Source organism: Massilia consociata, assembly GCF_042432755.1.
GTDB classification, from domain to species: domain Bacteria; phylum Pseudomonadota; class Gammaproteobacteria; order Burkholderiales; family Burkholderiaceae_D; genus Telluria; species Telluria consociata.
In genome coordinates this window covers 43,744-66,654 of the sequence record NZ_JBHLWP010000022.1, presented here as the reverse complement: position 1 = coordinate 66,654, position 22,911 = coordinate 43,744, and the positions used below count along the sequence as shown (strand labels likewise).

General features: G+C 65.8%; 19 protein-coding genes and 1 pseudogene. 7 read left to right on the top strand and 13 right to left on the bottom strand.

The window, feature by feature from the left end; genetic code table 11:
- Positions 1-180: 180 nt before the first annotated feature.
- From ACFFJK_RS20825 to ACFFJK_RS20800, 6 genes and pseudogenes are all read right to left on the bottom strand, one after another.
- Positions 181-3,102 carry a ribonucleoside-diphosphate reductase subunit alpha gene (locus ACFFJK_RS20825; protein WP_379681589.1) on the bottom strand — a complete coding sequence of 974 codons (2,922 nt, stop codon included), beginning with the start codon at positions 3,100-3,102 and terminating at the stop codon, positions 181-183.
- A 467-nt stretch (positions 3,103-3,569) separates the two neighbouring features.
- Complete coding sequence (locus ACFFJK_RS20820; RefSeq protein ID WP_379681588.1) at positions 3,570-5,039, bottom strand: sigma-54-dependent transcriptional regulator; 1,470 nt, start codon at positions 5,037-5,039, stop codon at positions 3,570-3,572.
- Between the two features lie 18 nt (positions 5,040-5,057).
- Positions 5,058-6,740, bottom strand: a complete 1,683-nt coding sequence (locus tag ACFFJK_RS20815) for a sensor histidine kinase (RefSeq protein WP_379681587.1) — start codon at positions 6,738-6,740, stop codon at positions 5,058-5,060.
- A 7-nt stretch (positions 6,741-6,747) separates the two neighbouring features.
- On the bottom strand, positions 6,748-7,017 hold the full coding sequence (locus ACFFJK_RS20810) for a PP0621 family protein (protein WP_379681698.1): 270 nt from the start codon (positions 7,015-7,017) through the stop codon (positions 6,748-6,750).
- Positions 7,017-7,823: a cytochrome C assembly family protein gene (locus tag ACFFJK_RS20805; protein ID WP_379681586.1), complete on the bottom strand. Its 807-nt coding sequence runs from the start codon at positions 7,821-7,823 to the stop codon at positions 7,017-7,019. Before ACFFJK_RS20805 ends, ACFFJK_RS20810 begins: the two co-directional genes overlap by 1 nt.
- A 66-nt stretch (positions 7,824-7,889) precedes the next feature.
- Positions 7,890-8,140 (bottom strand): annotated as a pseudogene (locus ACFFJK_RS20800) (hypothetical protein); the annotation flags it as partial.
- Between the two features lie 175 nt (positions 8,141-8,315).
- On the opposite strand from ACFFJK_RS20800, the gene ffh reads away from it, so the two are divergent.
- Positions 8,316-9,683 (top strand): signal recognition particle protein, encoded by a 1,368-nt coding sequence (gene ffh, locus ACFFJK_RS20795; RefSeq protein ID WP_379681585.1) that lies wholly within the window; start codon positions 8,316-8,318, stop codon positions 9,681-9,683.
- Between the two features lie 246 nt (positions 9,684-9,929).
- Entirely contained in the window at positions 9,930-10,319 is a 390-nt protein-coding gene (locus ACFFJK_RS20790) for an SWIB/MDM2 domain-containing protein (protein WP_379681584.1), read from the top strand.
- Positions 10,320-10,448: 129 nt separating this feature from the next.
- Here the strand turns inward: ACFFJK_RS20790 and ACFFJK_RS20785 are convergent, their stop codons facing one another.
- The 4 genes from ACFFJK_RS20785 to ACFFJK_RS20770 form a co-directional block, all read right to left on the bottom strand.
- Positions 10,449-11,834: an alkaline phosphatase gene (locus ACFFJK_RS20785; RefSeq protein ID WP_379681583.1), complete on the bottom strand. Its 1,386-nt coding sequence runs from the start codon at positions 11,832-11,834 to the stop codon at positions 10,449-10,451.
- 16 nt (positions 11,835-11,850) lie between these two features.
- Positions 11,851-13,323 (bottom strand): alkaline phosphatase, encoded by a 1,473-nt coding sequence (locus ACFFJK_RS20780; protein ID WP_379681582.1) that lies wholly within the window; start codon positions 13,321-13,323, stop codon positions 11,851-11,853.
- 86 nt (positions 13,324-13,409) lie between these two features.
- Positions 13,410-14,009, bottom strand: a complete 600-nt coding sequence (locus ACFFJK_RS20775; protein ID WP_379681697.1) for a lytic transglycosylase domain-containing protein — start codon at positions 14,007-14,009, stop codon at positions 13,410-13,412.
- A 35-nt stretch (positions 14,010-14,044) separates the two neighbouring features.
- Positions 14,045-15,763, bottom strand: coding sequence for a proline--tRNA ligase (locus ACFFJK_RS20770; protein ID WP_379681581.1), 1,719 nt, complete (start codon positions 15,761-15,763; stop codon positions 14,045-14,047).
- 206 nt (positions 15,764-15,969) lie between these two features.
- Here ACFFJK_RS20770 and ACFFJK_RS20765 point away from each other — a divergent pair, with 206 nt between their 5' ends.
- Entirely contained in the window at positions 15,970-16,635 is a 666-nt protein-coding gene (locus tag ACFFJK_RS20765; protein ID WP_379681580.1) for an RNA pyrophosphohydrolase, read from the top strand.
- A 309-nt stretch (positions 16,636-16,944) separates the two neighbouring features.
- Positions 16,945-17,373 (top strand): DUF1841 family protein, encoded by a 429-nt coding sequence (locus ACFFJK_RS20760; protein ID WP_379681579.1) that lies wholly within the window; start codon positions 16,945-16,947, stop codon positions 17,371-17,373.
- A 67-nt stretch (positions 17,374-17,440) separates the two neighbouring features.
- On the opposite strand, the gene ACFFJK_RS20755 is transcribed toward ACFFJK_RS20760, so the two are convergent.
- The 3 genes from ACFFJK_RS20755 to ACFFJK_RS20745 all read right to left on the bottom strand — a co-directional run bounded on the left by ACFFJK_RS20755 (position 17,441) and on the right by ACFFJK_RS20745 (position 19,983).
- Positions 17,441-18,961, bottom strand: a complete 1,521-nt coding sequence (locus ACFFJK_RS20755; RefSeq protein WP_379681578.1) for a SulP family inorganic anion transporter — start codon at positions 18,959-18,961, stop codon at positions 17,441-17,443.
- 323 nt (positions 18,962-19,284) lie between these two features.
- Positions 19,285-19,635 carry a c-type cytochrome gene (locus ACFFJK_RS20750; RefSeq protein WP_379681577.1) on the bottom strand — a complete coding sequence of 117 codons (351 nt, stop codon included), beginning with the start codon at positions 19,633-19,635 and terminating at the stop codon, positions 19,285-19,287.
- Positions 19,636-19,644: 9 nt separating this feature from the next.
- Positions 19,645-19,983 (bottom strand): c-type cytochrome, encoded by a 339-nt coding sequence (locus tag ACFFJK_RS20745; RefSeq protein WP_379681576.1) that lies wholly within the window; start codon positions 19,981-19,983, stop codon positions 19,645-19,647.
- 178 nt (positions 19,984-20,161) lie between these two features.
- Between ACFFJK_RS20745 and ACFFJK_RS20740 the strand changes: the two genes are divergently transcribed.
- Genes ACFFJK_RS20740 through ACFFJK_RS20730 form a run of 3 tightly spaced genes read left to right on the top strand, consistent with a single transcriptional unit; the run spans position 20,162 to position 22,789 of the window.
- Positions 20,162-21,016 carry an AAA family ATPase gene (locus ACFFJK_RS20740; RefSeq protein WP_379681575.1) on the top strand — a complete coding sequence of 285 codons (855 nt, stop codon included), beginning with the start codon at positions 20,162-20,164 and terminating at the stop codon, positions 21,014-21,016.
- Positions 21,013-21,615, top strand: a complete 603-nt coding sequence (locus tag ACFFJK_RS20735) for a GNAT family N-acetyltransferase (protein ID WP_379681574.1) — start codon at positions 21,013-21,015, stop codon at positions 21,613-21,615. The genes ACFFJK_RS20740 and ACFFJK_RS20735 overlap by 4 nt, the downstream gene beginning before the upstream one ends.
- Before the next feature lie 4 nt (positions 21,616-21,619).
- Positions 21,620-22,789 carry a vWA domain-containing protein gene (locus tag ACFFJK_RS20730; protein WP_379681573.1) on the top strand — a complete coding sequence of 390 codons (1,170 nt, stop codon included), beginning with the start codon at positions 21,620-21,622 and terminating at the stop codon, positions 22,787-22,789.
- Positions 22,790-22,911 lie beyond the last annotated feature (122 nt).

Genomic DNA, 22,911 nt, shown 5'->3' with positions numbered 1-22,911 from the left:
CTTCTTTCGGTGGCCTCCTCGTTCGATGGGGCCGTAATATTCAGGGTGGTCGTCAGTCATGGGTGGACTCCAGCCTCAGCGATGCGCTGCGAACTTGGATTCCCGCCTTCGCGGGAATGACGGTTTTACGGATAGCGGGGCAAGGACACTTGGTAGTGTGCTCGCCCCTTTTTTACTGGCTTACTGGCAGGCTTCGCACTCGTCGAAGCCGGCGTCGCCCGGACGCAGGTAGCAGGCGGCGCCTTCCACCACATCCGCTGCTGCCGGCGCTGCGGCTGCCGGGGCTGCCGCGGCAGGCGCGGCGTGGCCGGCCGACAGGCCGCCCGAGACCGGCACCGCGTTCAGGGCGCCGGTGCGGGTGGTCGACTTCTCCATGTGCGTCGCGGCGATGGTGCGCAGGTAGTAGGTGGTCTTCAGGCCGCGCAGCCATGCCAGTTTATACGTCTCGTCCAGCTTCTTGCCCGAGGCGCCGGCCATGTAGATGTTCAGCGACTGGGCCTGGTCGATCCACTTCTGGCGGCGCGATGCCTGCTCGACCAGCCACTTCGGCTCGACTTCGAACGCGGTGGCGTAGATGTCGCGCAGGTCTTGCGGCACGCGGTCGATCTTGGAGAGCGAACCGTCGAAGTACTTCAGGTCGGCGATCATGACTTCGTCCCACAGGTCGCGTGCCTTCAGGTCGCGCACCAGGTACGAGTTAATCTCGGTGAATTCGCCCGACAGGTTCGACTTCACGTACAGGTTCTGGAAGGTCGGCTCGATGCAGGCCGACACGCCGATGATGTTCGAGATCGTCGCGGTCGGGGCGATCGCCACGCAGTTCGAGTTACGCATGCCGAACTGCTTGATGCGCTCGCGCACCACGGTCCAGTCCATCGATTCGCTGGTGTCCTGCTCCAGGTAGCCGCCGCGTTCTTCCGCCAGCAGCTTGATCGAGTCCTGCGGCAGGATGCCGCGGTCCCACAGCGAACCTTCGTAGGTCTCGTAGCGGCCACGCTCCTCGGCCAGCTCGGTCGATGCCAGGTAGGCGTAGTAGCAGACGGCTTCCATCGAGCGGTCGGCGAATTCCACGGCTTTATCCGAGGCGAACGGCACGCGCATCATGTGCAGGCAGTCCTGGTGGCCCATGATGCCCATGCCCACCGGGCGGTGGCGCAGGTTCGAGTTGCGCGCCTTGTCCACGGCGTAGTAGTTGATGTCGATGACGTTGTCCAGCATGCGCATCGCGGTGCGGATGGTCTTCTGCAGCTTGACGTGGTCCAGCCCGTCGCCCTTCATGTGCTGCGGCAGGTTCACCGAGCCCAGGTTGCAGACGGCGATCTCGTCGGCGCTGGTGTTCAGCGTGATCTCGGTGCACAGGTTCGACGAGTGCACCACGCCGATGTGCTGCTGCGGCGAGCGGATGTTGCACGGATCCTTGAAGGTGATCCACGGGTGGCCGGTCTCGAACAGCATCGACAGCATCTTGCGCCACAGGTCGAGCGCTTCGACCTTCTTGTACACGGTCATTTCGCCGCGCGCGGCCTTGGCTTCGTAGGCGACGTACGCTTCTTCGAAGGCCTTGCCGACCTTGTCGTGCAGGTCCGGGGTTTCGCTCGGCGAGAACAGGCTCCAATGGCCCTTCTCCATCACGCGCTTCATGAACAGGTCCGGAATCCAGTTCGCGGTGTTCATGTCGTGGGTGCGGCGGCGGTCGTCGCCAGTGTTCTTGCGCAGGTCGAGGAACTCCTCGATGTCCATGTGCCAGGTTTCCAGGTAGGCGCAGACCGCGCCCTTGCGCTTGCCGCCCTGGTTCACCGCCACGGCGGTGTCGTTCACCACCTTCAGGAACGGCACCACGCCCTGCGACTTGCCGTTGGTGCCCTTGATGCGCGAGCCCAGCGCACGGACCGGGGTCCAGTCGTTGCCCAGGCCGCCTGCGAACTTCGACAGCAGCGCGTTTTCCTTGATGGCGTCGTAGATGCCTTCCAGGTCGTCGCCGACGGTGGTCAGGTAGCATGACGACAGCTGCGAGCGACGGGTGCCCGAGTTGAACAGGGTCGGGGTCGAGCTCATGAAATCGAACGACGACAGCAGGTTGTAGAACTCGATGGCGCGCGCTTCGCGGTCGGCTTCGCGCAGGGCCAGGCCCATCGCGACGCGCATGTAGAAGGCCTGCGGCATCTCGATGCGGGTTTCGCGCACGTGCAGGAAGTAGCGGTCGTACAGGGTCTGCAGGCCGATGTAGCCGAACTGCAGGTCGCGGTCGGCATTGATGGCCTTGGCCAGGCGCTCGAGGTCGTAGGTGCCCAGCGCCTCGTCCAGCAGTTCGTTCTGGATGCCCTTGGCGACGTACTGCGGGAAATAGGTGATGTATTCGGCGGCGGCGGCGGCCTGCGGCACTTCCTTGCCGAAGACTTCCTTGCGGATGGTGTGCAGCAGGATGCGCGCGGTGACCTGGCTGTAGGCCGGGTCTTTTTCCATCAGGGCGCGGGCGGCCAGGATGGCCGACTTGTGCAGTTCCTCGACCGGCACGCCGTCGTACAGGTTCTTGAGGGTCTCGGCGACGATGGCGTCGGCGTCGACGTGCTTTTCCAGGCCCGAGCAGGCGGCGTTCACGAGGGCGTGGACGTCGTTGATGTCCAGCGGGCGGCGCTGGCCGCCGTCGACCACGTGGATCTGCGGCGCGGCGACCGGGGTGCCACCAGCGGCTGCCTTGGCGGCCTTGCGCTCTTCCATGCGCTTGGCGCGGTACAGCACGTATTCGCGCGCGACGTCATGCTCGCCCGAGCGCATCAGCGACAGTTCGACCTGGTCCTGCACGTCTTCGATGTGGAAGGTGCCGCCGTTCGGCTGGCGGCGCACCAGCGCGGCCACGACGTTGCCGGTCAGCTGTTCCACCAGTTCGCGGATGCGCGCCGACGCCGCGCCCTGCCCGCCGGCGACGGCGAGGAAGGCCTTGGTCATGGCGACCGAGATCTTGTGCGGCTCGAAGGCCACGACGGCGCCGTTACGGCGGATGACCCGGTAGTCACCACGTGCGACGATCTCTGCGGGCGTGGCATTGGCCGACGCTCCTGGGGTGACGTGCGGATTGATCGAAATGTCTTGTGCTGTTTGCATGGAGCCTCCAGGATTGGCAGCCGGTCCTGCCGTAATTAGGGCAAAGCGATACCCCGCCAGCCGGAAAGCCTTGCTGGCAACCAGATACGCAGGGTAGAAAATCGCTGTTGAATCAGTGGCTTGCAGAGCAAGCTTCACGTCGGGTCTTAAGCCTCATCGAGCTAGTTGCCTTAAGACCACTACCACTATATCTAGTGTTCGACGTTGAGATGAGACTAATTGTAGTGCCTGACCCAAGTCACGGCAAGTGAATAACTTCTCAATTTTTTCTGTTTTTTTTAGCGGACGGGCTTGACAAGCGGGGTTCAGCCAAACGACGCGGAAATTCCGGTGAGTAAGCGCCAACTTGCTCGGCAGCGCTGCATAAAGCTTCATCAGTGCGATGCGCGGTGCATGCTACTTGTAGATTTTGCACTGGCGAAAAGACAACATGAAGGCACGAGCGACGGTGGAAGGTAGAGATACGATCAGGCGGTATCATCCGGCGCGCTGATCTCGAGCTTCTGCATCTGGTAGCGCAACTGCCGCACGCTGATCCCGAGCAGCGCCGCCGCCTGCGTGCGGTTGAACTGGGTCTGCTGCAAGGCGCGCCCGATGATGTCCCGCTCGACCTGGATCAGGTATTCCGGCAGGTTGCTGGGCAGCTCGTCCGGCCCGAGCATGCCGGGACGCGCTGCCGCCTGCGCGGGCGCCGGTACAGGGGACTGCGCCGCTTCGGCCGCAGGCGCAGGTGCCTGGACCGGCGCCACGGCCGCTTCCGGCTCACGCGCAGCGGCTTCGCCCGGGCGCGCCGCCTTCAGCGACAGGTCTCCGACTTCGATCACGCCGTCGTTCGCGAACGCGAGCGCGCGCTCCAGCACGTTCTCCAGCTCGCGGATATTCCCAGGGAAGGAATACGCGCGCAGCGCGTCGAGCACGCCCGGCCCGAGCGCGGCCTGCCCCGGCCCGGCCAGGCGCGCCAGGATCGCGTCCACCAGCGGCGCCAGGTCGTCCAGGCGCTCTCGCAGCGGCGGCAGCGACAGCTCGATCACATTCAGCCGGTAGAACAGGTCCTGCCTGAACCGGCCCTGCTCGACGCACTTCGCCAGGTCCTGGTGGGTGGCGCTGATGATGCGCACGTCCACCGGTTCCTCATTGGTGGCGCCGATCTTGCGCACGCGCCGCTCCTGGATCGCGCGCAGCAGCTTGACCTGCATCGGCAGCGGCAGGTCGGCCACCTCGTCGAGCATCAGGGTGCCGCCGTTGGCCGCCTGGAAGAAGCCCTCGCGCTCCTCGGCCGCACCGGTGAAGGCGCCCTTGCGGTAGCCGAAGAACTCGGCTTCCATCAGCGTCTCGGGGATGGCGCCGCAGTTCACCGCCACGAAAGGCTTGCCCGCGCGCGAACTTCGGGCGTGGATCTCGCGCGCGGCGAGCTCCTTGCCGCTGCCCGATTCGCCGGTGATGGAAATCGGCGCGTTGGAGCGGGCCAGGCGCCCGATCTGGGCGCGCAGCGACTGCATCGCGGGCGAGTCGCCGATCATGCGCGAGCCCGGCATGCTGCCGTCCTGGCGCGCCGCCGGGGCATCGAGCAGCTTCAGGGCCGAGCGCACCATCACGCGCAGCGCATCGAGCGCCACCGGCTTGGAGATGTAGTCGAAGGCGCCGGCCTTGAGCGCGACCACCGCGTTCTCGGCGCTGCCGTAGGCGGTGATGACGGCGATCGGTGTCGCCTTGTGGCGGGGCGAGGCGTTGACTTCACGCACCAGCTCCAGCCCCAGTCCGTCGGGCAGGCGCATGTCGGTCAGGATCAGCGCGTAGTCGTGCTCCTCGACCAGGCCGCGCGCCTGGCGCAACGTGGCCGCGCTGTCGACGTCGAGCCCCATCTTGAGCAGGGTGATCTCGAGCAGTTCGCGCAGGTCGGCTTCGTCGTCGACCACGAGGATGCGGGGTGCGGTCATGGTTCCTTCACCATTCGTCTATATAGGGCAGCCATCCTGGGCCGGTTGCGCGAAGCTGATGACGAAGCGCCCGCTCGCCTTGCGCGGTCCCGGTGTGGGGGCGTCGAAGCGGTATTCGTAATCGAGCTTCGCATCGTTGTTCAGGCACAGCTCGCGCGCCAGGTACAGGCCCAGGCCGGTGCCCTTGCTCGAAGTCGTGTAGAACGGCTCGAACAGGTGCGCGCGCACTTCCGGCGTGATGCCCGGGCCGTCGTCCTGCACGTGCAGCTCGATGCGCCCGGCGGCGTCGCGCGCGGGGAAGATGCGGATGCTGGCCGGTTCCCTGCTGGCGTAGCGGATCGCGTTGCCCAGCAGGTTGAGCAGCACTTCGTGCAGGTGCAGCGGGTCGAAGCGCACCGCGCTGGCGCCGGCATCGCCTATATGGACTATATCACCGGCCAGGCCGTGGGTTTCGCAGAATTCGAGCTTCAGCTCGGCCAGGAAAGCCGCCAGCAGCAAGGGTTCGCCGTTCAGCTGCACCTTGCGCGACAGCTGCAGGATGTCCTCGACCATGCGGTTCACGCGCGTGACGTTGTCGCCGATGATCTTCAGCAGCCGCACCTCGGCCGGGCCGTGCAGGTCCTCGGCCAGCAGCGCGGTGGCGTGGCCGATCGCCGACAGCGGGTTGCGCACCTCGTGCGCGATGCTGGCGGTGAGGCGCCCCATCGACGCCAGCTTGAGCTGCTGCGCCTGGTTTTCGATGGCGCTCACGTCCTGCATGAACACGACGCTGCGCCCGTCCCCCACGCCCGCGGTATCGACCCGCGCGAAGCGCAGCTTCAGGTGCACCGGCTCGTCGCGCCGGCCGCGCAGCAGGCCCGCGCTCTCGTGGTAGGGCTTGACGGTGACGAAGGCCGCTTCTTCCACCGGCGCCCGCAGCCAGGCGCCGAAGGCCTGGGCCACCGGTTCCATGCCGGGCGCCTCGCCAAGGCGAAAACCCGCCACTTCGCCGTCGAAGCCGAGCATGCGCCGCGCCGCCGGGTTGCCGGTAAACACCACGCCATCATCGCCCACGACCAGGATGCCGTCGCCCACGTCGGCGATGACGATCCCGTTGATCAGCTGCTGGATGCGCAGGTCGGTACCGCGCTGCGCCGCCAGTTCCTCCTGCTTGATCAGGCGCGCGGCAAGCCGGTTCACCAGCAGCACGCCGGCGAAGAAGGCGGCGCCGTACAGGCCTGCCTGCATCAGCGGCGGCTGGCGGTCGAGCATGAACACCTGCCAGGTGCTTTCGGCGAGCAGGAACAGCGTGGCGAGCGCGCTCGAGAACAGCGCCAGCGTCAGGGGCGCCAGGATCGCGGCGCCTGCCAGCGGGAACAGGTACAGGATCGCCAGTCCGCTGCGCATGCCGCCGGCGGCCAGGTAGAGCAGCGAAATCACGGCCAGGTCGAGCGCGACCTGGCACGCCAGCTGCGCCAGGAAGCGGCGCTTCCACCGGGTGCCGAGGGCGGCAAACACCAGCGCCGCCGCCAGGTAGAACAGGCAGGTGCCGGCATGGTAGGTGTCGGCGCGCACGCCGCCTTCGGTGATGTTCACACCCAGGTACAGCAACAGCACCAGCGCGATGACGATGCGGGTGATGGTGAAGGTCTGGAGCGAGCGCCACAGGGTCGCGCGCGCCTGGCGGGACAGCGCCGGCGGGAGCAGCTTCGGCCGCAGCATCGGCCGTTTACCGCGGCGGCAGGCGCACGTGGCCCGGCGAGCAGTAGTCGTGGCCGTCGGCGTGCACCGCTTCGGAGGCCGGGAAGTACACGCCGCAGTGCGCGCACTGCGTCATGGTTTCGATTTCCTTCGGCGCCTGCCGGCCAGGCTGCTGGCCCTGCTGCTCGTGCATCTGCTCGCGCAGCGACGCTTCGTGGCGCGCGACCAGCTTGCGCAGCTTGGCGCGCACGGCAAACCCCACCAGGATGATGAGGGCGATCCAGAACAGGATGCGCATCATGCCACTCCCCTGTTCAGGACGACTTCGAGCACGAAGCGGCTGCCGACATAGGCCAGCGCCAGCGTGGCGAAGCCGGCCAGCGTGAAACGCAGCGCGGTCTTGCCGCGCCAGCCCTGCCAGCGGCGCCCGGCCAGCAGCGCGGCGAACAGCAGCCACGACAGCAGCGCGAACACGCTCTTGTGGTCGAGGGGCAGCGCGCGGCCGAACAGCTGTTCGGAGAACACGATCCCCGACAGCACGGTGAGGCTGAGCAGGATGAAGCCGATCCAGATCACGCGAAACAGCAGTTTTTCCATGGTCAGCAGCGCCGGCAGCTGGTCGAGCGCGTTGCCGAGCCAGCCGCCGCCGGCGGTGGCGCGCCCATGCAGCCGCGTTTCCTGCAGCGCCATCAGCACCGCGTGGAAGGCGGCGATGGTCAGGGTGCTGTAGGCCAGCACGGCCACCGCGACATGCCAGCCGAAGGCAGCCGACTGTCCCTGCACGGGCAACAGGCTGCCCGGGAAGATGGCGGGCAGCAGGCTCGCCACGAAGGCGAACGGCATCACGAGGCGGCGCATGCCGTCGAGCGCGAAGTTGCGGTTCTCGAGCCAGTACGCAGCCACCGAGACCCACAGCGCGCTCGAGAGCATGATGGCGAAGCCGACCCGCAGCCGGCCCGGCGTGACGACGTCGAGCGCGAGCGCGGCGCCATGCACCGCCCAGGCCACGGCGGTGACGCCGGAAATGACGGCGCCCCGGTGCGACGGCAGCAGGGCGCACACCGCGTACAGCAGGGCCGCGGCGAGGAAGAGGGAGTTCTGCATAATAAGAGTCTACACCATCGGGAAATGGTGGTGGCAGCCCTCCTTTGCCAGTAAGGCCAGCAAGGACTATTGGAGGGCGAATGGCTGGCCAGGCCGTCGATCCGCCGCCATCCTCGATTCATCCGTATGCTGCCGTTGCTGCTCCTCCATCACCAGCATCGCCAGCTCGCGCTTGAGCGTGCCGGCCGCTAGGTCATCACGACGATACGGCCGGCCAGGCAGACCGCCTCCTCGATGCTGTGGGTGAGGAACAGGATGGTCTTCCTGAGCTCGGACCAGATGCGCAACAGCTCGTCCTGCAGCTTGCGCTGGCGCAAGGTGACGCCCGGGGACCAAGCCAGCCGCAGGCTGACCGACGACTTGCAACAGTGTGGCAGTCACGGCGGTTCGGCGCGGCCGCACTAAGGTAAAATGCTGGTTTCCTCCGCAGCCCTGGCGCCATCGACCGGGCTGCAGCATCCATTTTCCTGAAGTTTTTCCGAAGACGCAGACATGCTAGATAACCTGACCCAACGCCTCGCCAAGGTCGTCAAGACCATGCGCGGCGAGGCGCGCCTTACCGAGGCGAATACCGCCGAAATGCTGCGCGAAGTGCGCATGGCCCTGCTCGAAGCCGACGTGGCGCTGCCTGCGGTGCGCGAATTCATCGCCAAAGTGAAGGAAAAGGCACTGGGCGAAGAAGTGATCGGCTCGCTCAGCCCGGGCCAGGCCCTGGTCGGGGTGGTGCAGCGCGAGCTGGCCGCCCTGATGGGGGCCGACCTCGGCCCGGACGCCACCCAGCTGTCCTTCGCCCAGCAGCCGCCGGCGATCATCCTGATGGCGGGCCTGCAGGGTGTGGGTAAAACCACCACCACCGGCAAGCTGGCCAAGTACCTCAAGGAGCAGAAGAAAAAGAAGGTCCTGACCGTTTCGGCCGACGTCTACCGCCCTGCCGCGATCGCGCAGCTGGAGTCCGTCACCAAGCAGGTCGGCGCCGACTTCTTCCCTTCATCCGCGTCGGACAAGCCGGTCGACATCGCGAAGAATGCGCTGGACTGGGCCAAGAAGCACTACCACGACGTCCTGATCATCGACACCGCCGGCCGCCTCGGCATCGACGAAGCCATGATGCAGGAGATCGCCGCGGTGCACGCCGCCGTCAAGCCGGTCGAGACCCTGTTCGTGGTCGACGCCATGCTCGGCCAGGATGCGATCAACACCGCCAAGGCCTTCAACGACGCCCTGCCGCTGACCGGCGTGGTCTTGACCAAGCTCGATGGCGACTCGCGCGGCGGCGCGGCCCTGTCGGTGCGCCATGTGACCGGCAAGCCGATCAAGTTCGCCGGCGTGTCCGAGAAGCTGGACGGCCTGGAAGCCTTCGATCCGACGCGCATGGCCAACCGCGTGCTGGGCATGGGCGACATCCTGGCGCTGGTGGAAGAGGCGCGCAAGGGCGTGGACGCCGAGGCCGCAACCGAGCTGGCCAACAAGATCAAGGGCGGCGGCAAGTTCGACATGAACGACTTCAAGGCGCAACTCACGCAAATGAAGAAGATGGGCGGCATGTCGGGCCTGCTCGACAAGCTGCCGGCGCAGTTCCAGCAGGCCGCGGCCGGCGCCAACATGGACCAGGCCGAGAAGCAGGTGCGCCGCATGGTCGGCATCATCGACTCGATGACCCCTGGCGAGCGCGCCAAGCCCGAACTGATCAAGGCCAACCGCAAGCGCCGCATCGCGGCCGGCGCCGGCGTGCAGGTGCAGGAAGTGAACCGCATGCTGAACCAGTTCGAGCAGATGCAGACCATGATGAAAAAGCTCAAAGGCGGTGGCCTGATGAAGATGATGCGCGGGATGAAAGGCATGATGCCGGGACTGCGCTGATCGATGCGCCGGGCGCTTGCGCTTCGGCGAAAAAACCGCGCGGGCACTGGTCTTGCGCGGTTTTTTTACGCCCGTGCGCCCGCTTTTTTCATTGGAAGCATCCGTAGTGTGCGGTAGCTCGCATTTCGGGGCTTATAAGAATGAAAAAATTTCGAAAAAGACTTGCACGAACAGTAAAAGGCCACCAATATAAGCCGGTGCGTCAATAACGCAACTTTCCCTGTGATCGTTTTAGGAGGCTCGAAGATGGCAACAGCCAAAAAATCCACCGCAGCGCCAGCCAAGAAAGCCGCTGCCAAGCCGGCTGCGGCGGCCAAGCCTGCAGCAAAAAAAGCAGCGCCAGCAAAAGCAGCAGCGAAACCCGCCGCCAAACCGGCTGCAGCACGCAAGCCGAATGCCGCTTTCATGAAAGAGATGACCCCGTCGGGCGAACTGGCAGCAGTGGTCGGCAACAAGCCGCTGCCACGCACCGAAGTCACCAAGAAGGTCTGGGACTACATCAAGAAAGAAAACCTGCAGGACGCCGAGAACCGCCGCATGATCAACGCCGACGACAAGCTGAAAGCCGTCTTCGGTGGCAAGGCGCAGGTCTCGATGTTCGAAATGACCAAGCTGATTTCGGACCACCTGAAGTAAGCGCTGGCCGGCTGTCCAGTAGCCTTACATGCGGAAAGCCCCGGGATGCCGGGGCTTTTTGTTTTTGGGGTGCCGGGCGAGTATCCGGCAACCTGGATCCCCCGCCTTCGCGGGGGATCACAAACTCGGTCACAACCCCGCCGCCGCCTTCATCAGGTGGAATACCTGCGTATTCTCCATCGTCCCCTTGAACGGCGCCGAACCTGCGCCCGTCGCATACAGCTTCACGTCCCCGCCGCCGTGCGACTCGTACACCGTACGCACGCCCGCCTCCTGCTGGTAGCGGTCGCCCTGCGCCGTGGCGCTGTCCACGTCGGCCCGCACGTCCGGACGCACCTTGCCGTTGCCGAATACGAGCGCCGTGAAGGTCTTGCCGTCGGCGTCCTTCTTCGGCTCGCCGGTGGCATAGTCGTGCACGATGTCGAGCACCTTGCTGCCGCGCTTCGGATAGCCGTTCAGCACCATGGTGTGGTCGTGGTCCGCCGTGACGACGATCAGGGTGTTTTCCAGCCCCGGATCGATCGTGCGCATGCGGTCGATCGCGGCCTGGATCGCTTCATCGAAGGCCACCGTGTCGGCCAGCGCGTTCTTGGCGTTGGTGTCGTGCAGCGCGTGGTCGATCTTGCCGCCTTCGACCATCAGGAAGAAGCCGTCCGGGTCCTTCGACAGCAGTTCGATCGCCTTCAGCGCCATTTCGGTCAGGGTCGGCTGTTCCGGACGGCGCGCCAGCGAATAATCCAGGTGGTCGTCCTTGCTGAAGATGCCGACGAACTTGCGGCCCGGGCGCGCCGACATCATGTCGGCACGGGTGTTCCCGACCGCATAGCCCTGGGCGGCGAATTCGGACATCAGGTCGCGCCCGTCGGCACGGCCCTTCGGGTTGGCGGTCTTGTCCCAGGGCGTGAAGTGGTGGCGCCCGCCGCCCATCAGGACATCGACGCCGTCGCCCAGCGCCTTGTTGTAGCCCTCGCCGCCCGGCACGATCTGGCGCGCGATGGTGTAGGCCGCGTCGCGGTGGCATACGTGCGAGAAGGTCGAGGCCGGCGTGGCGTGGGTCAGCTCGGTGGTCGTCACCGCCCCCACGGCCTTGCCGCGCGCCTTGGCCAGTTCGAGGATGGTCGGGACCACCAGGCCGTTGTTCCCGCCGCACTTGTCGATCGTGCGGTTGCCGCGTGCGTCGCGTTCGGGGTCGATGGCGCGCGCGTCCTTCATCGAGATGCCGTCCTGGTTGATCTTCACGCCCGTCATGTAGGCGCCCATCGAGGGCGCGCTGTCGGTGGTCTGGAAATCGTTCGAATAGGTCTTGATGCGCGCGGTGCGCTCGAGCCGCTCGAAGTTCAGCAGGCCATCCTCGCCGTGCTTGAAGATGCGCGCGGCGGTGATGGTGGTCGGGCCCATGCCGTCGCCGAGGAAGAAGATGATGTTCTTGGCCTGCGGGGCGGCCATGGCGGACGTGCTGAACGCACAGGCGGCCAGCAGCATCGGGAGCCGGCGTTTCAGAAATGCTTGTTTCATGTGGTCTCCTAAAGGCTCACAGGCCGGCTGCGGTCTTGATCAGGCTGAAGACGCGGGTGTTGTCGATGGTCCCGCGGAACAGTTCCGAGCCGGCGCCGGCGGCGCCGAGGTAGACGTCGGTGCCGCCGTGCGTCTCGGCGCCGGTGCGCGTACGCACCACGGCTTCCTGGTGGTAGTCGTCGCGCGTCACGATCTCGTCGGTGAGTGCCGGCTTCGATGCACGGCTGCCGTTGGTGCGGTTCTCGCCGGTGCCGAAGCCGATGATCGTGAACGGACGGCCTTCCTTGTCCAGCTTGGGGCTGCCGTCGGCGTTGCGCACCAGGCCCAGCACGCCCGGGTTGGTCGGCGTGGTCTTGCCGGTGCGGACGGTGTAGCCGTTCAGGAGCAGCGTATGGTCATGGTCGGCGGTGGCGACGACCAGGGTATTCTTCAGGCCCGGGTCGAGCGCTTCCATCTTGTCGAGCGCCGCCTGCATGGCGTCGTTGTAGGACACGGTTTCCTGCAGTGCGCGTTTTCCGAGCGTGGCGTGCAGCGCGTGGTCGATCAGGCCTCCCTCGACGACCAGGAAGAAGCCCTTGCCCTGGCTACCCGCGTGCGGCGCCAGCAGGTCGATGGCCTTGCGCGTCATCTCGGTCAGGCTGGGCTGCTGCGCCGGGTTGCGCACGGCGTCGTAGTCCATGTGGTTGGGCGCGAACAGGCCAATGGCCGGGCCCTGCGCCCCCGGCGCCAGCGCATTGAAGCCGGCCGCATCCCGGGCCACGCGGAAGCCCTGCGCCTGCAGTTCCGCCAGCAGGTCGCGGCCATCGGCGCGCTTGCCGCCGCGCGTGTACGGCGTGAAGAACTGGGCGCCGCCGCCGAACATGACGTCGATGCCGCGCGGCCCGAGCGCCGCGTTGAAACCGGCGCCGCCCGGCACCAGCGCGGCGGCGAGATCGGTCTCCAGTTTGCGGTGGCAGGCATGGCCGTAGGTCGAGGCCGGGGTGGCGTCGGTGACGCTGGTGTTGGTCACCACGCCCGTCGCCATGCCGCGCCGCTTGGCCAGTTCCAGCAGCGTGGTCGCGGGCGAACCGTTCTCGCCGCCGTCCGTGCAGCGGTCGACCAGGTTGTTGCCGTTGGCGTCCTTGCCCGGTGAGACCGAACGCGTGCCGGCCGACATCGAGACCACGCCGTTGTTGTGCTTTACGCCGGTCATGTAGGCGGCCATCGAGGCGGCGCTGTCGGTGACCATCGCGTCGTTCGAGAAGGTCTTCACGAAGGCCGATTCGGGCAGGCGGTCGATGGTGAGCTGGCCTTCTTCGCCGGCGTGGAAGATGCGCGCGGCGGTCAGGGTGTTGAGGCCCATGCCGTCGCCGAGGAAGAAGATCACGTTTTTCGCGCGCTGCTCGACCGGAGCCTGCTGCGCCGCGAGGGGCTGGGTGGCGGGCGGCACGGCCGCACAGCCGGCCAGCGCGAGCAGGACTGCGGCGCTGGCGAGGGTGGACAATCGCATGGGGACCTCTACGTTCGGAAAGCGGGAAGTCTACACCTTGCCAAGTGCATATGGCAGATCCATATGTTGCGGGATTGTTGGCGCAATTACGTGGCGGGCTTGAATTCCCACTTCTTCCACGCCGCCAGCACGGCGTTGGGATACTTCGGCTTGCCGCGGCTGCCGTTGTAGCGGCCCAGTGCCAGGTAGAGGTTGCCCTTCTCCATGTCGATGTACATGCGCAGGATCGAGCAGCCGTAGCGCAGGTTGGTCTGCATGTGGAACAGCTTGCGGCGGTCGCTGTCGCCGATCACCTTGGTCCAGAACGGCATCACCTGCATGTAGCCGCGCGCGCCGGCGATCGAGATCGCGTACTTGCGATAGGCCGATTCCACCTGGATCAGCCCCAGCACCAGGCCCGGGTCGAGCCCGGCGCGGGCCGATTCGTACCACACCGATTCGAGGAACTCGGTGCGCGACAGTTCGTCGGGGATGCGCTTGGCCAGGCGGCGCGACATCTCCTCGAACCAGGCCTGGTAACGGGCGCGCGCCGCCTCGTCGCGCAGCACCGGCTTCGGCGGCCGGCTGTCGTTGATGGCGTTGGCCAGGGCGAGGCGGACCGAGTCGGCCAGCGCCTCTTCCTTCTGGTTGCCCGCATGCGCCGGCCCACTGAACAGCGCACCGAACAGCAAGCCGGCGGCGAGCAGCGCACTCGCGGCCCAGGAAATCAGCACAGCCAGGTTCACTTGCCCAGCTTGCCCTTGATGAAGGCGACCATGTCGCCGACCGGCACGCTGGTAGCGGCTTCGTCGCGACGGCCCTGGTATTCCAGGTTGCCTTCCTTGAGGCCGCGCTCGCCGATCACGACGCGGTGCGGCACGCCGATCAGCTCCCAGTCGGCAAACATCGCGCCCGGACGCAGGCCGCGGTCGTCGACGATCACGTCGACACCAGCGGCCAGCAGCTCGGCGTACAGCTTCTCGGTTTGTTCCTTGACCATCTCGCTGCGATCCAGGCCCATCGGACACAGCGCCAGCTCGAACGGCGCGATGGCGTCCGGCCAGATGATGCCCTTGTCGTCGTAGTTCTGCTCGATGGCCGCGCCCAGGATGCGGGTCACGCCGATGCCGTAGCAGCCCATCTGCAGCGGGGCCGGCTTGCCGGCTTCGTCGAGGAAGGTGGCGCCCATCGCTTCCGAGTATGCGGTGCCGAGCTGGAACACGTGGCCCACCTCGATGCCGCGCTCGATCGCCAGCACACCCTTGCCGTCCGGCGAGGCGTCGCCTTCGACCACGTTGCGCAGGTCGGCAACGATCGGCTCGGCGCAATCGCGGCCCCAGTTGGCGCCGGTGTAGTGATAATCAAGCTCGTTGGCGCCGCAGACGAAATCGGCCATGTTGGCGACGGTGCGGTCGGCAACCACGGTGACCGGCAGCTTGGTACCGATCGGGCCCAGGTAACCCGGCACGGTGCCGTAGGCTTCCACGATTTCGGCTTCGGTCGAGAAGCGGAACTCCTTCAGGCCCGCTACCTTGCTCACCTTGATCTCGTTGAGCTCGTGGTCGGCGCGCAGCAGCAGCAGGAAGTAGCGCTTCTTGCCTTCGTTCTCGACGGTCAGGGCAATGCTCTTGACGTGGTGCTGCAGCGGAATGTTCAACAATTCGGCGACGGCCTCGCACTTGGTCTTGCCCGGGGTCGAGGTCTTGGCCAGCTGCTGCGTGGCCGCGCCGCGCTCGCCGGTGGCCAGCGCTTCGGCCGCTTCGATGTTGGCCGCGTAGTCGGAGTCCGGGCAGTACACCAGCGCGTCCTCGCCGGTGCTGGCGATGACGTGGAATTCATGCGAACCGGTGCCGCCGATGGCGCCGTTGTCGGCCGCCACCGCGCGGAACTTCAAACCGAAGCGGGTGAAGATCCTGGTGTAGGCGTCGAACATGGTCGCGTACGACTTCTGCATGCCTTCGACGTCGCGGTCGAAGGAATAGGCGTCCTTCATCGTGAATTCGCGGCCGCGCATCAGGCCGAAGCGCGGGCGGCGCTCGTCGCGGAACTTGGTCTGGATGTGATAGAAGTTGATCGGCAGCTGGCGGTACGACTTGAGTTCGCTGCGCACGACGTCGGTGACGACTTCTTCCGAGGTTGGCTGGATGGCGAACTCGCGGCCATGGCGGTCCTTGACGCGCATCAATTCCGGGCCCATCTTGTCCCAGCGGCCGGTCTCCTGCCACAGTTCGGCCGGCTGCACGAGCGGCATCAGGAGTTCGATCGCGCCGGCACGGTTCATCTCTTCGCGGATGATGTTCTCCACCTTGCGGATGACGCGCAGGCCGGTCGGCATGTAGGTGTAGATGCCCGAGCCGAGGCGCTTGATCATCCCGGCGCGCATCATCAACTGGTGGCTGACGATTTCCGCGTCGGAAGGCGCTTCTTTAAGAGTTGAAATAAAAAATCGTGAGGCGCGCATATCCGTGAATTCTTTTTAAAAAGAGAGAGTTATAATCGACCTAATTTTAAAGGATTAGCTGGCTGATGCGTCCAATCTTTCTACAAATGGGTCCGGAACACGCAGCACCCGCTTCGCCGGCAGCTTGCATGCAAGGCGGGTAAGCACGGCACTGTGGATAAAAATACAAGGATCGTACGGCCGGCAGAAAGTTTCGAGGTGCACTTATGCTCGATCGTGAAGGGTTCCGCCCCAACGTCGGCATCATCCTGCTGAACGCTAACAACGAGGTGTGGTGGGGCAAGCGGGTGCGCGAGCACTCGTGGCAGTTTCCGCAAGGGGGTATCAAATACGGCGAGACGCCGGAACAGGCGATGTACCGCGAGCTCGAGGAAGAAATCGGCTTGCGCCAGGAGCACGTCAAGATCGTGGGCCGCACCCGCGACTGGCTGCGCTATGAAGTGCCCGATCACTTCATCAAGCGCGAGATCCGCGGGCACTACCGCGGCCAGAAGCAGATCTGGTTCCTGTTGCGCATGATCGCGCGCGACAACGACGTCAACCTGCGCCTGACCGACCATCCCGAGTTCGATGCCTGGCGCTGGCACGACTACTGGGTGCCGCTGGACGTGGTCATCGAGTTCAAGCGCGATGTCTACCAGCGCGCGCTGCAGGAGCTGTCGCGCTTCATCACCTGGCCGGCCAAGGGCGGCAACGGCGGGCACGGCGAGCGCCGCCACAGCGCCCGCTACCTGCGCCAGCCGCACGGGCGCGCGCAGGGCGGCGGTAAGCCGGCCCAGCAGCCGTCCGCGCTGACGGCGGCAGCCACTGCGGCCGTGGCCACGACGGCCTCGGGCGCACCGGAATCGCTGCTGCTGGCGCCGGACAAGTAAGGCCGCAATACTCGGGATGAGGCAGCCAGGCTTTTCCATCCCGATTTTCTTCCGCCTGCACCGGCATCCATCCTGGATTGCCGGACGCTTCCTTTTGCCCTGCTTCCGCCGTCCTGCCGCCGTCCGCGGACAGCTTGCCGTCCAAGCATGCAACAGCAACAATACCGATGGCTTGCCCGGGTAGCGGACGGTGCCGGGCGCAGCGCCTGAAAGCGCACGGCGCCCCGACGCGCTACAATGCCGGGTTCCTGCCGCTTCTACCGCCGCTTCTACCGCGTTTTCTTACTGCATTCTCTACCTTCCCCAGCCATGTTCACACCGTCTTCCCACGACGTGCGCCGCTTTTTCTGCGAAGCCCTGCGCAAGCAGCGCAACGGCGAGATCCTGACCCCGATGGACGCCATCGCGGCCGACTGGATCGTCCAGCACCCGGAATACCTTGAAGAGCTCGAGGACGTCGAAGCGGCGATCGCGCGCGACTATTCGGTCGAAGGCGGCAAGCCGAACCCCTTCCTGCACCTGTCGATGCACCTGTCGATCGCCGAGCAGGTGTCGATCGACCAGCCGCGCGGCATCAAGGCCGCGCACGATGCGCTGGTGGCCAGGCGCGGCGAGCATGACGCCCACCACGAGATCATGGAATGCCTCGGCGAGATGATCTGGACCTCGCAGCGCAACGGCGTGCCGCCGGATACCGAGGCGTATATCGACTGCGTGCGGCGACGCGCGGCGCGCTGACCGCGCAGCGCCAGGAAGTGATACAAAAATGCGGCACATGCCGCATTTTTTGTATCGTTTTACCGCTTCAACCCAGTTTGTCGTCCGCCACCCGGTAGCGCGGGTCTTCCAGCAGGTTCACCTCGATCATGTCCTTCGCCTTCTCCAGCACCTCGCGGCAGTCGGGGCTGAGGTGGCGCAGGTGCAGGCGCTTGCCCAGCGCGCGGTAGCGCTCGGCCAGCGCGTCGATCGCCTGGATCGCCGAGTGGTCGGCCACGCGCGCGCGGCGGAACTCGATCACCACGTCCTGCGGGTCCTGCTTCGGCGTGAAAAGGGATTGGAAACCGCTCACCGAGGCGAAGAACAGCGTGCCTTCCAGGTCGTAGACCTTCCAGCCCTGTCCGTCCACGCCGGTGGCGACGCGGATCTGCCTGGCATGCTGCCAGGCGAACACCAGGGCCGAGACGATCACCCCGGCCAGCACCGCCACCGCCAGGTCGAAGGCCAGCGTGAGGCCGGCCACCAGCACGATCACCAGGGCATCGGCGCGCGGCACCTTGCCGAACAGGCGGAAGGTGCCCCACTCGAAGGTCTTTTCGCAGACGAAGAACATCACGCCGATCAGCGCCGCCAGCGGGATCTGCTCGATCCACTGCGAGCCCACCAGGATGAACGACAGCAGGGCCAGGGAGGCCACGATGCCCGACAGGCGCCCGGTGCCGCCGCTGTTCACGTTGATCATGCTCTGGCCGATCAGCGCGCAGCCGCCCATGCCGCCGAAAAAGCCGGTGACCACGTTGGAGGCGCCCAGCGCCAGGCATTCGCGGTTCGGCTGGCCGCGCGTATCGGTGATCTCGTCGATCAGCGTCAGGGTCAGCAGCGACTCGATCAGGCCGACGCCGGCCAGCACCAGCGCATACGGGAAGACGATGCGCAGCGTCTCCAGGTTCCACGGCACTTCGGGCACCGCAAACGACGGCAGGCCGCCGGCGATCGAGCCGAGGTCGCCCACGGTCTTGGTCTCGATGCCGAACAGGGCGCAGCCGGCAGTGGCCAGCAGGATGCCGACCAGGGTCGAGGGGACGGCCTTCGTGAAGCGCGGCGTGACGTAGATGACCGCCAGCGTCGCCGCCACGATGGCCAGCATCGTCACCAGTTCGGCGCCCGCCATCCATTGCATGCTGCCATCCGGATCCGGCGTCTTGAAGTGGCCGAACTGCGCCACGAAGATCACCAGCGCGAGTCCGTTGACGAAACCGAGCATCACCGGGTGCGGCACCATGCGGATGAACTTGCCGAGCCGCGCGGCGGCGAACAGCAGCTGCAGCACGCCCATCAGCACCACGGCCGCGAACAGGTACTGCGCCCCGTGCTGCACCACCAGCGCCACCATCACCACCGCCAGCGACCCGGCCGCGGCCGAGATCATGCCCGGACGGCCGCCGAAGGCCGACGTAATGAAGGACACCAGCACCGCGGCATACAGGCCGGTGAGCGGCGAGACCTGCGCCACCAGGGCGAAGGCGATGGCCTCGGGCACGAGCGCGAGGGCGACGGTCAGGCCGCTGAGCAGGTTGGTCTTGAGGTGGGTGGGCGAGAAGGACGACATGAGTTTCCGGATAAACAATCGACAACAGGGGGCGATGGCACCTTCATGGTGCACGCCAAAGCGGGTGGCGGCGCGATGGAATTGGGTTCCGGCCTTCGCCGGAACGACATATCAAGGGTAGTGGCCGGAGAGCTTGGCTGGCGGCCCGCTCCTTTTGCACGTCATTCCCGCGCAGGCGAAAATCCAAATCCTGTGCGCAGCCGCTGCGCGTGCTTGCACCGCTTGACGACGGCACAGCACTAAAAACAAAATCCCCCGCCGGTTGCCCGGACGGGGGGGATCGCAGTTTACCAGCCCCAGGCCGGTTGCGTGTTGTTTGTCGCTTACTTGCTGACGACCAGCTGCGTCGGCAGGCTTGCCAGGTAAGCGGCGATGTCGGCCATGTCCTGGTTCGACAGCGGCTGCACCTGGCCGGCCATGATCGGGTTGACGCGGCCGTTGGCGCCGGCGCCGCGCTTGTAGGCGCGCAGCGACTGGGCCAGGTAGTCGGCGTGCTGGCCGGCCAGCTTCGGGTAGCTCGGGTCGATCGGCTTGTTGTAGTCGGCGCCGTGGCAGGAGGCGCAGTTGTACTTCTTGGCCAGCGCTTCGCCCTTGGCCACGTCGGCGGCGGCAACGGCGGTGGAGACACTGCAGCAGAAGGCGCCGAACACGAGCGCGGAGATCAGGTTCTTCATGGTCTGTCCTTAGCGCTTGGCGTTGGCGGGAGTCTGCTGCGCGTAGTACGCGGCGACGTCGGCGATGTCCTGGTCGCTCAGGCTGGCGGCGATGCCGCGCATCGACGGATGCTTGCGGTCGCCCTTCTTATAGGCATGCAGCGCCGCTTCGATGTACTTGGCGGACTGGCCGCCGATCTTCGGTACCTGGTAGACCTCGGGGAATGCCGCCTTGTAGCCCGGGATGCCGTGGCAGCCGATGCACATTTCGATCTTGCTGGGTGCCGCCTTGGGATTGCCGACAACTTCCGCCGCGGCCGCGGTACCGGCGAACGCGGCCAGTACCAGTAGTGCTAAGGATTTTTTCATGGGTGTGGCTCGTTAGTTGTAATTCGAATACCGCAAACGCACAAAAAGTTAGCAAATGGTCTACCAACCTGTCGATTCTATCTGAAGAGTTGACACCAGTCTACAAACGCGCGCAGCCTCCAGCACGGTCATTCTGGCATATACTCGACGCCATTTCTTCACCATTTACACGCCGCCCATGCACGCTCCCCACCGCTTCGAAGGCAGCGACAACTACGTCGCCACCGCCGACCTGAAACTGGCCGTCAACGCCGCGTTGACGCTCGGCCGTCCGCTCCTGATCAAGGGCGAACCGGGCACCGGCAAGACCATGCTGGCCGAAGAAGTGGCAGCCGCCCTGGACATGCCGCTGCTGCAGTGGCACGTGAAGTCCACCACCAAGGCGCAGCAGGGCCTGTACGAGTACGACGCGGTGTCGCGCCTGCGCGATTCGCAGCTGGGCGACGAGCGCGTGCGCGACATCCACAACTACATCGTCAAGGGCGTGCTGTGGCAGGCCTTCACGGCGCCGGAACCCGTCGTGCTGCTCATCGACGAGATCGACAAGGCCGACATCGAATTCCCGAACGACCTGCTGCGCGAACTCGACCGCATGGAGTTCTACGTCTACGAGACGCGCGAGATGGTGGTGGCCAGGCACCGCCCGCTGGTGATCATCACCTCGAACAACGAGAAGGAACTGCCGGACGCTTTCCTGCGCCGCTGCTTCTTCCATTACATCAAGTTCCCGGACCGGGACACGATGGCCGACATCGTCAAGGTGCACTTCCCGACCCTGAAGCAGGACCTGCTGGCCGCTGCGCTGCAGAGCTTCTACGAGCTGCGCGACGTCGCCGGCATCAAGAAGAAGCCGTCGACCTCGGAATTCCTGGATTGGTTGAAACTGCTGCTGGCCGAGGACATCCCGGCCGAAGCACTGCGCAGCCAGGATAGCCGTGCCATCGTGCCGCCGCTGCACGGCGCGCTGCTCAAGAACGAACAGGACGTGCACCTGTTCGAGCGCCTCGTCACCATGTCCAGGATGAACCGATGATCAAGGTGCTGCCTGCCACGCTCGAGTTCAACGGGCTGCGCCTGGAACCGCTGGCGCCGCACCACGAGGACGGCCTGCGCGCGGCCGCGATGGACGGCGAGCTGTGGAACCTGCGCGTGACCAGCGTGCCGGAGCCGTACAACGCCGGCCAGTACATCGGCGCCGCGCTCGACACGCGCGACCGCGTCGCCTTCGCCGTCATCGACGCATCGAGCCGTACCCTGCTGGGCACCACCAGCTACCACGACATCGTCCCGGCAGCGGACCGGGTGGAGATCGGCTACACCTGGTATGCGAAACGGGCGCAGCGCACCCACGTGAATACCAGCTGCAAGCTGCTCCTGCTCTCGCACGCCTTCGACACGCTCGGCTGCGCGGTGGTGGGCCTGCGCACCGACGGCGAGAACCTCGCCTCGCAGGCCGCCATCGAGCGCCTGGGCGCCAGGAAGGACGGCACCATCCGCCATCACACCGTGCGCCGCGACGGCACGCCGCGCGATACCGTCATGTACAGCATCCTGCGCAGCGAGTGGCCCGCCATCAAGCGCAGCCTGCACGACCGGCTGGAGCGGCACGCGCGGGGCCAGGCCTGCAGCTAATCCTATGTTGATCGATTTCTTCTATACGCTGCGCGACGCGAAAGTCCCGGTCACGATCAAGGAATTCCTGACCTTGCTGGAGGCGATGCAGCGCCAGGTGATCCTGCCCTCGCTCGACGAGTTCTATTACCTCGCGCGCCTGACCCTGGTGAAGGACGAGGCCCACTTCGACAAGTTCGACCGCGCCTTCGGCGCCTATTTCCACGGCGTGAACGCGGTGTTCGACGAGAAGGCCGACATTCCGCTCGACTGGCTGCTGAAACGCTTCGAGCGCGAACTCACGCCGGAGCAGAAGGCGGCGCTGGAAAAGCTCGGCTACGACAAGCTGCAGCAGCGGCTGGAAGAACTGTTGAAGGAACAGAAAGGGCGGCACGAAGGCGGCAACAAATGGATCGGCACCGGCGGCACGTCTCCCTTCGGGAACGGCGGCACCAACCCGGAAGGCATCCGCATCGGCGGACAAAGCCGCAACCGCACGGCCGTGAAAGTGTGGGAGCAGCGCAGCTACCGCGACTACGACGACGAGCGCGAACTCGGCACCCGCAACATCAAGGTGGCGCTGCGCCGCCTGCGCCGCTTCGCGCGCACCGGCGCTGCCGAGGAACTGGCGCTGGACGACACCATCCGCGCCACCGCCAGCAACGCCGGCTACCTCGACATCCGCATGCAGCCCGAGCGCAAGAACCGCATCAAGGTGGTGATGCTGCTCGACGTCGGCGGCAGCATGGACGACCATATCGAGCGGGTCGAGGAACTGTTCTCGGCGGCGAAAAGCGAATTCAAGAACATGGAGTTCTATTACTTCCACAACTGCGTCTACGACTACCTGTGGAAGAACAACCGGCGCCGCCACAGCGAGCGCTTCCCGACCTGGGACGTGCTGCGCACCTACCCGCCCGACACCCGCGTCATCTTCGTGGGCGACGCCACCATGAGCCCCTACGAGGTGCTGGCGCCGGGCGGCTCGGTCGAGTACAACAACGAGGAAGCCGGCGCCGCCTGGCTGGCGCGCTTCACCAGTACGTTTCCCAAGTTCGCCTGGCTCAATCCGGAGCCGGAAAACCTGTGGCAGTACCGCCAGTCGATCGCCGTCATCAAGCAGATCATGAATCACCGTATGTTTCCGATCACCCTCGACGGGCTGGAGCGGGCCATGCGTCTGCTCTCGAAATAGGCGCGCTCCTACAGCGACATGGGGCGGGCGGCTCAAACGTGCGCACGCTACCCTCTTGTAGAATTGGCAAAAAGACCACGCCTATGGTGGCCGGCTCCGCCGGCCGCGCGTCCAACGGAGGC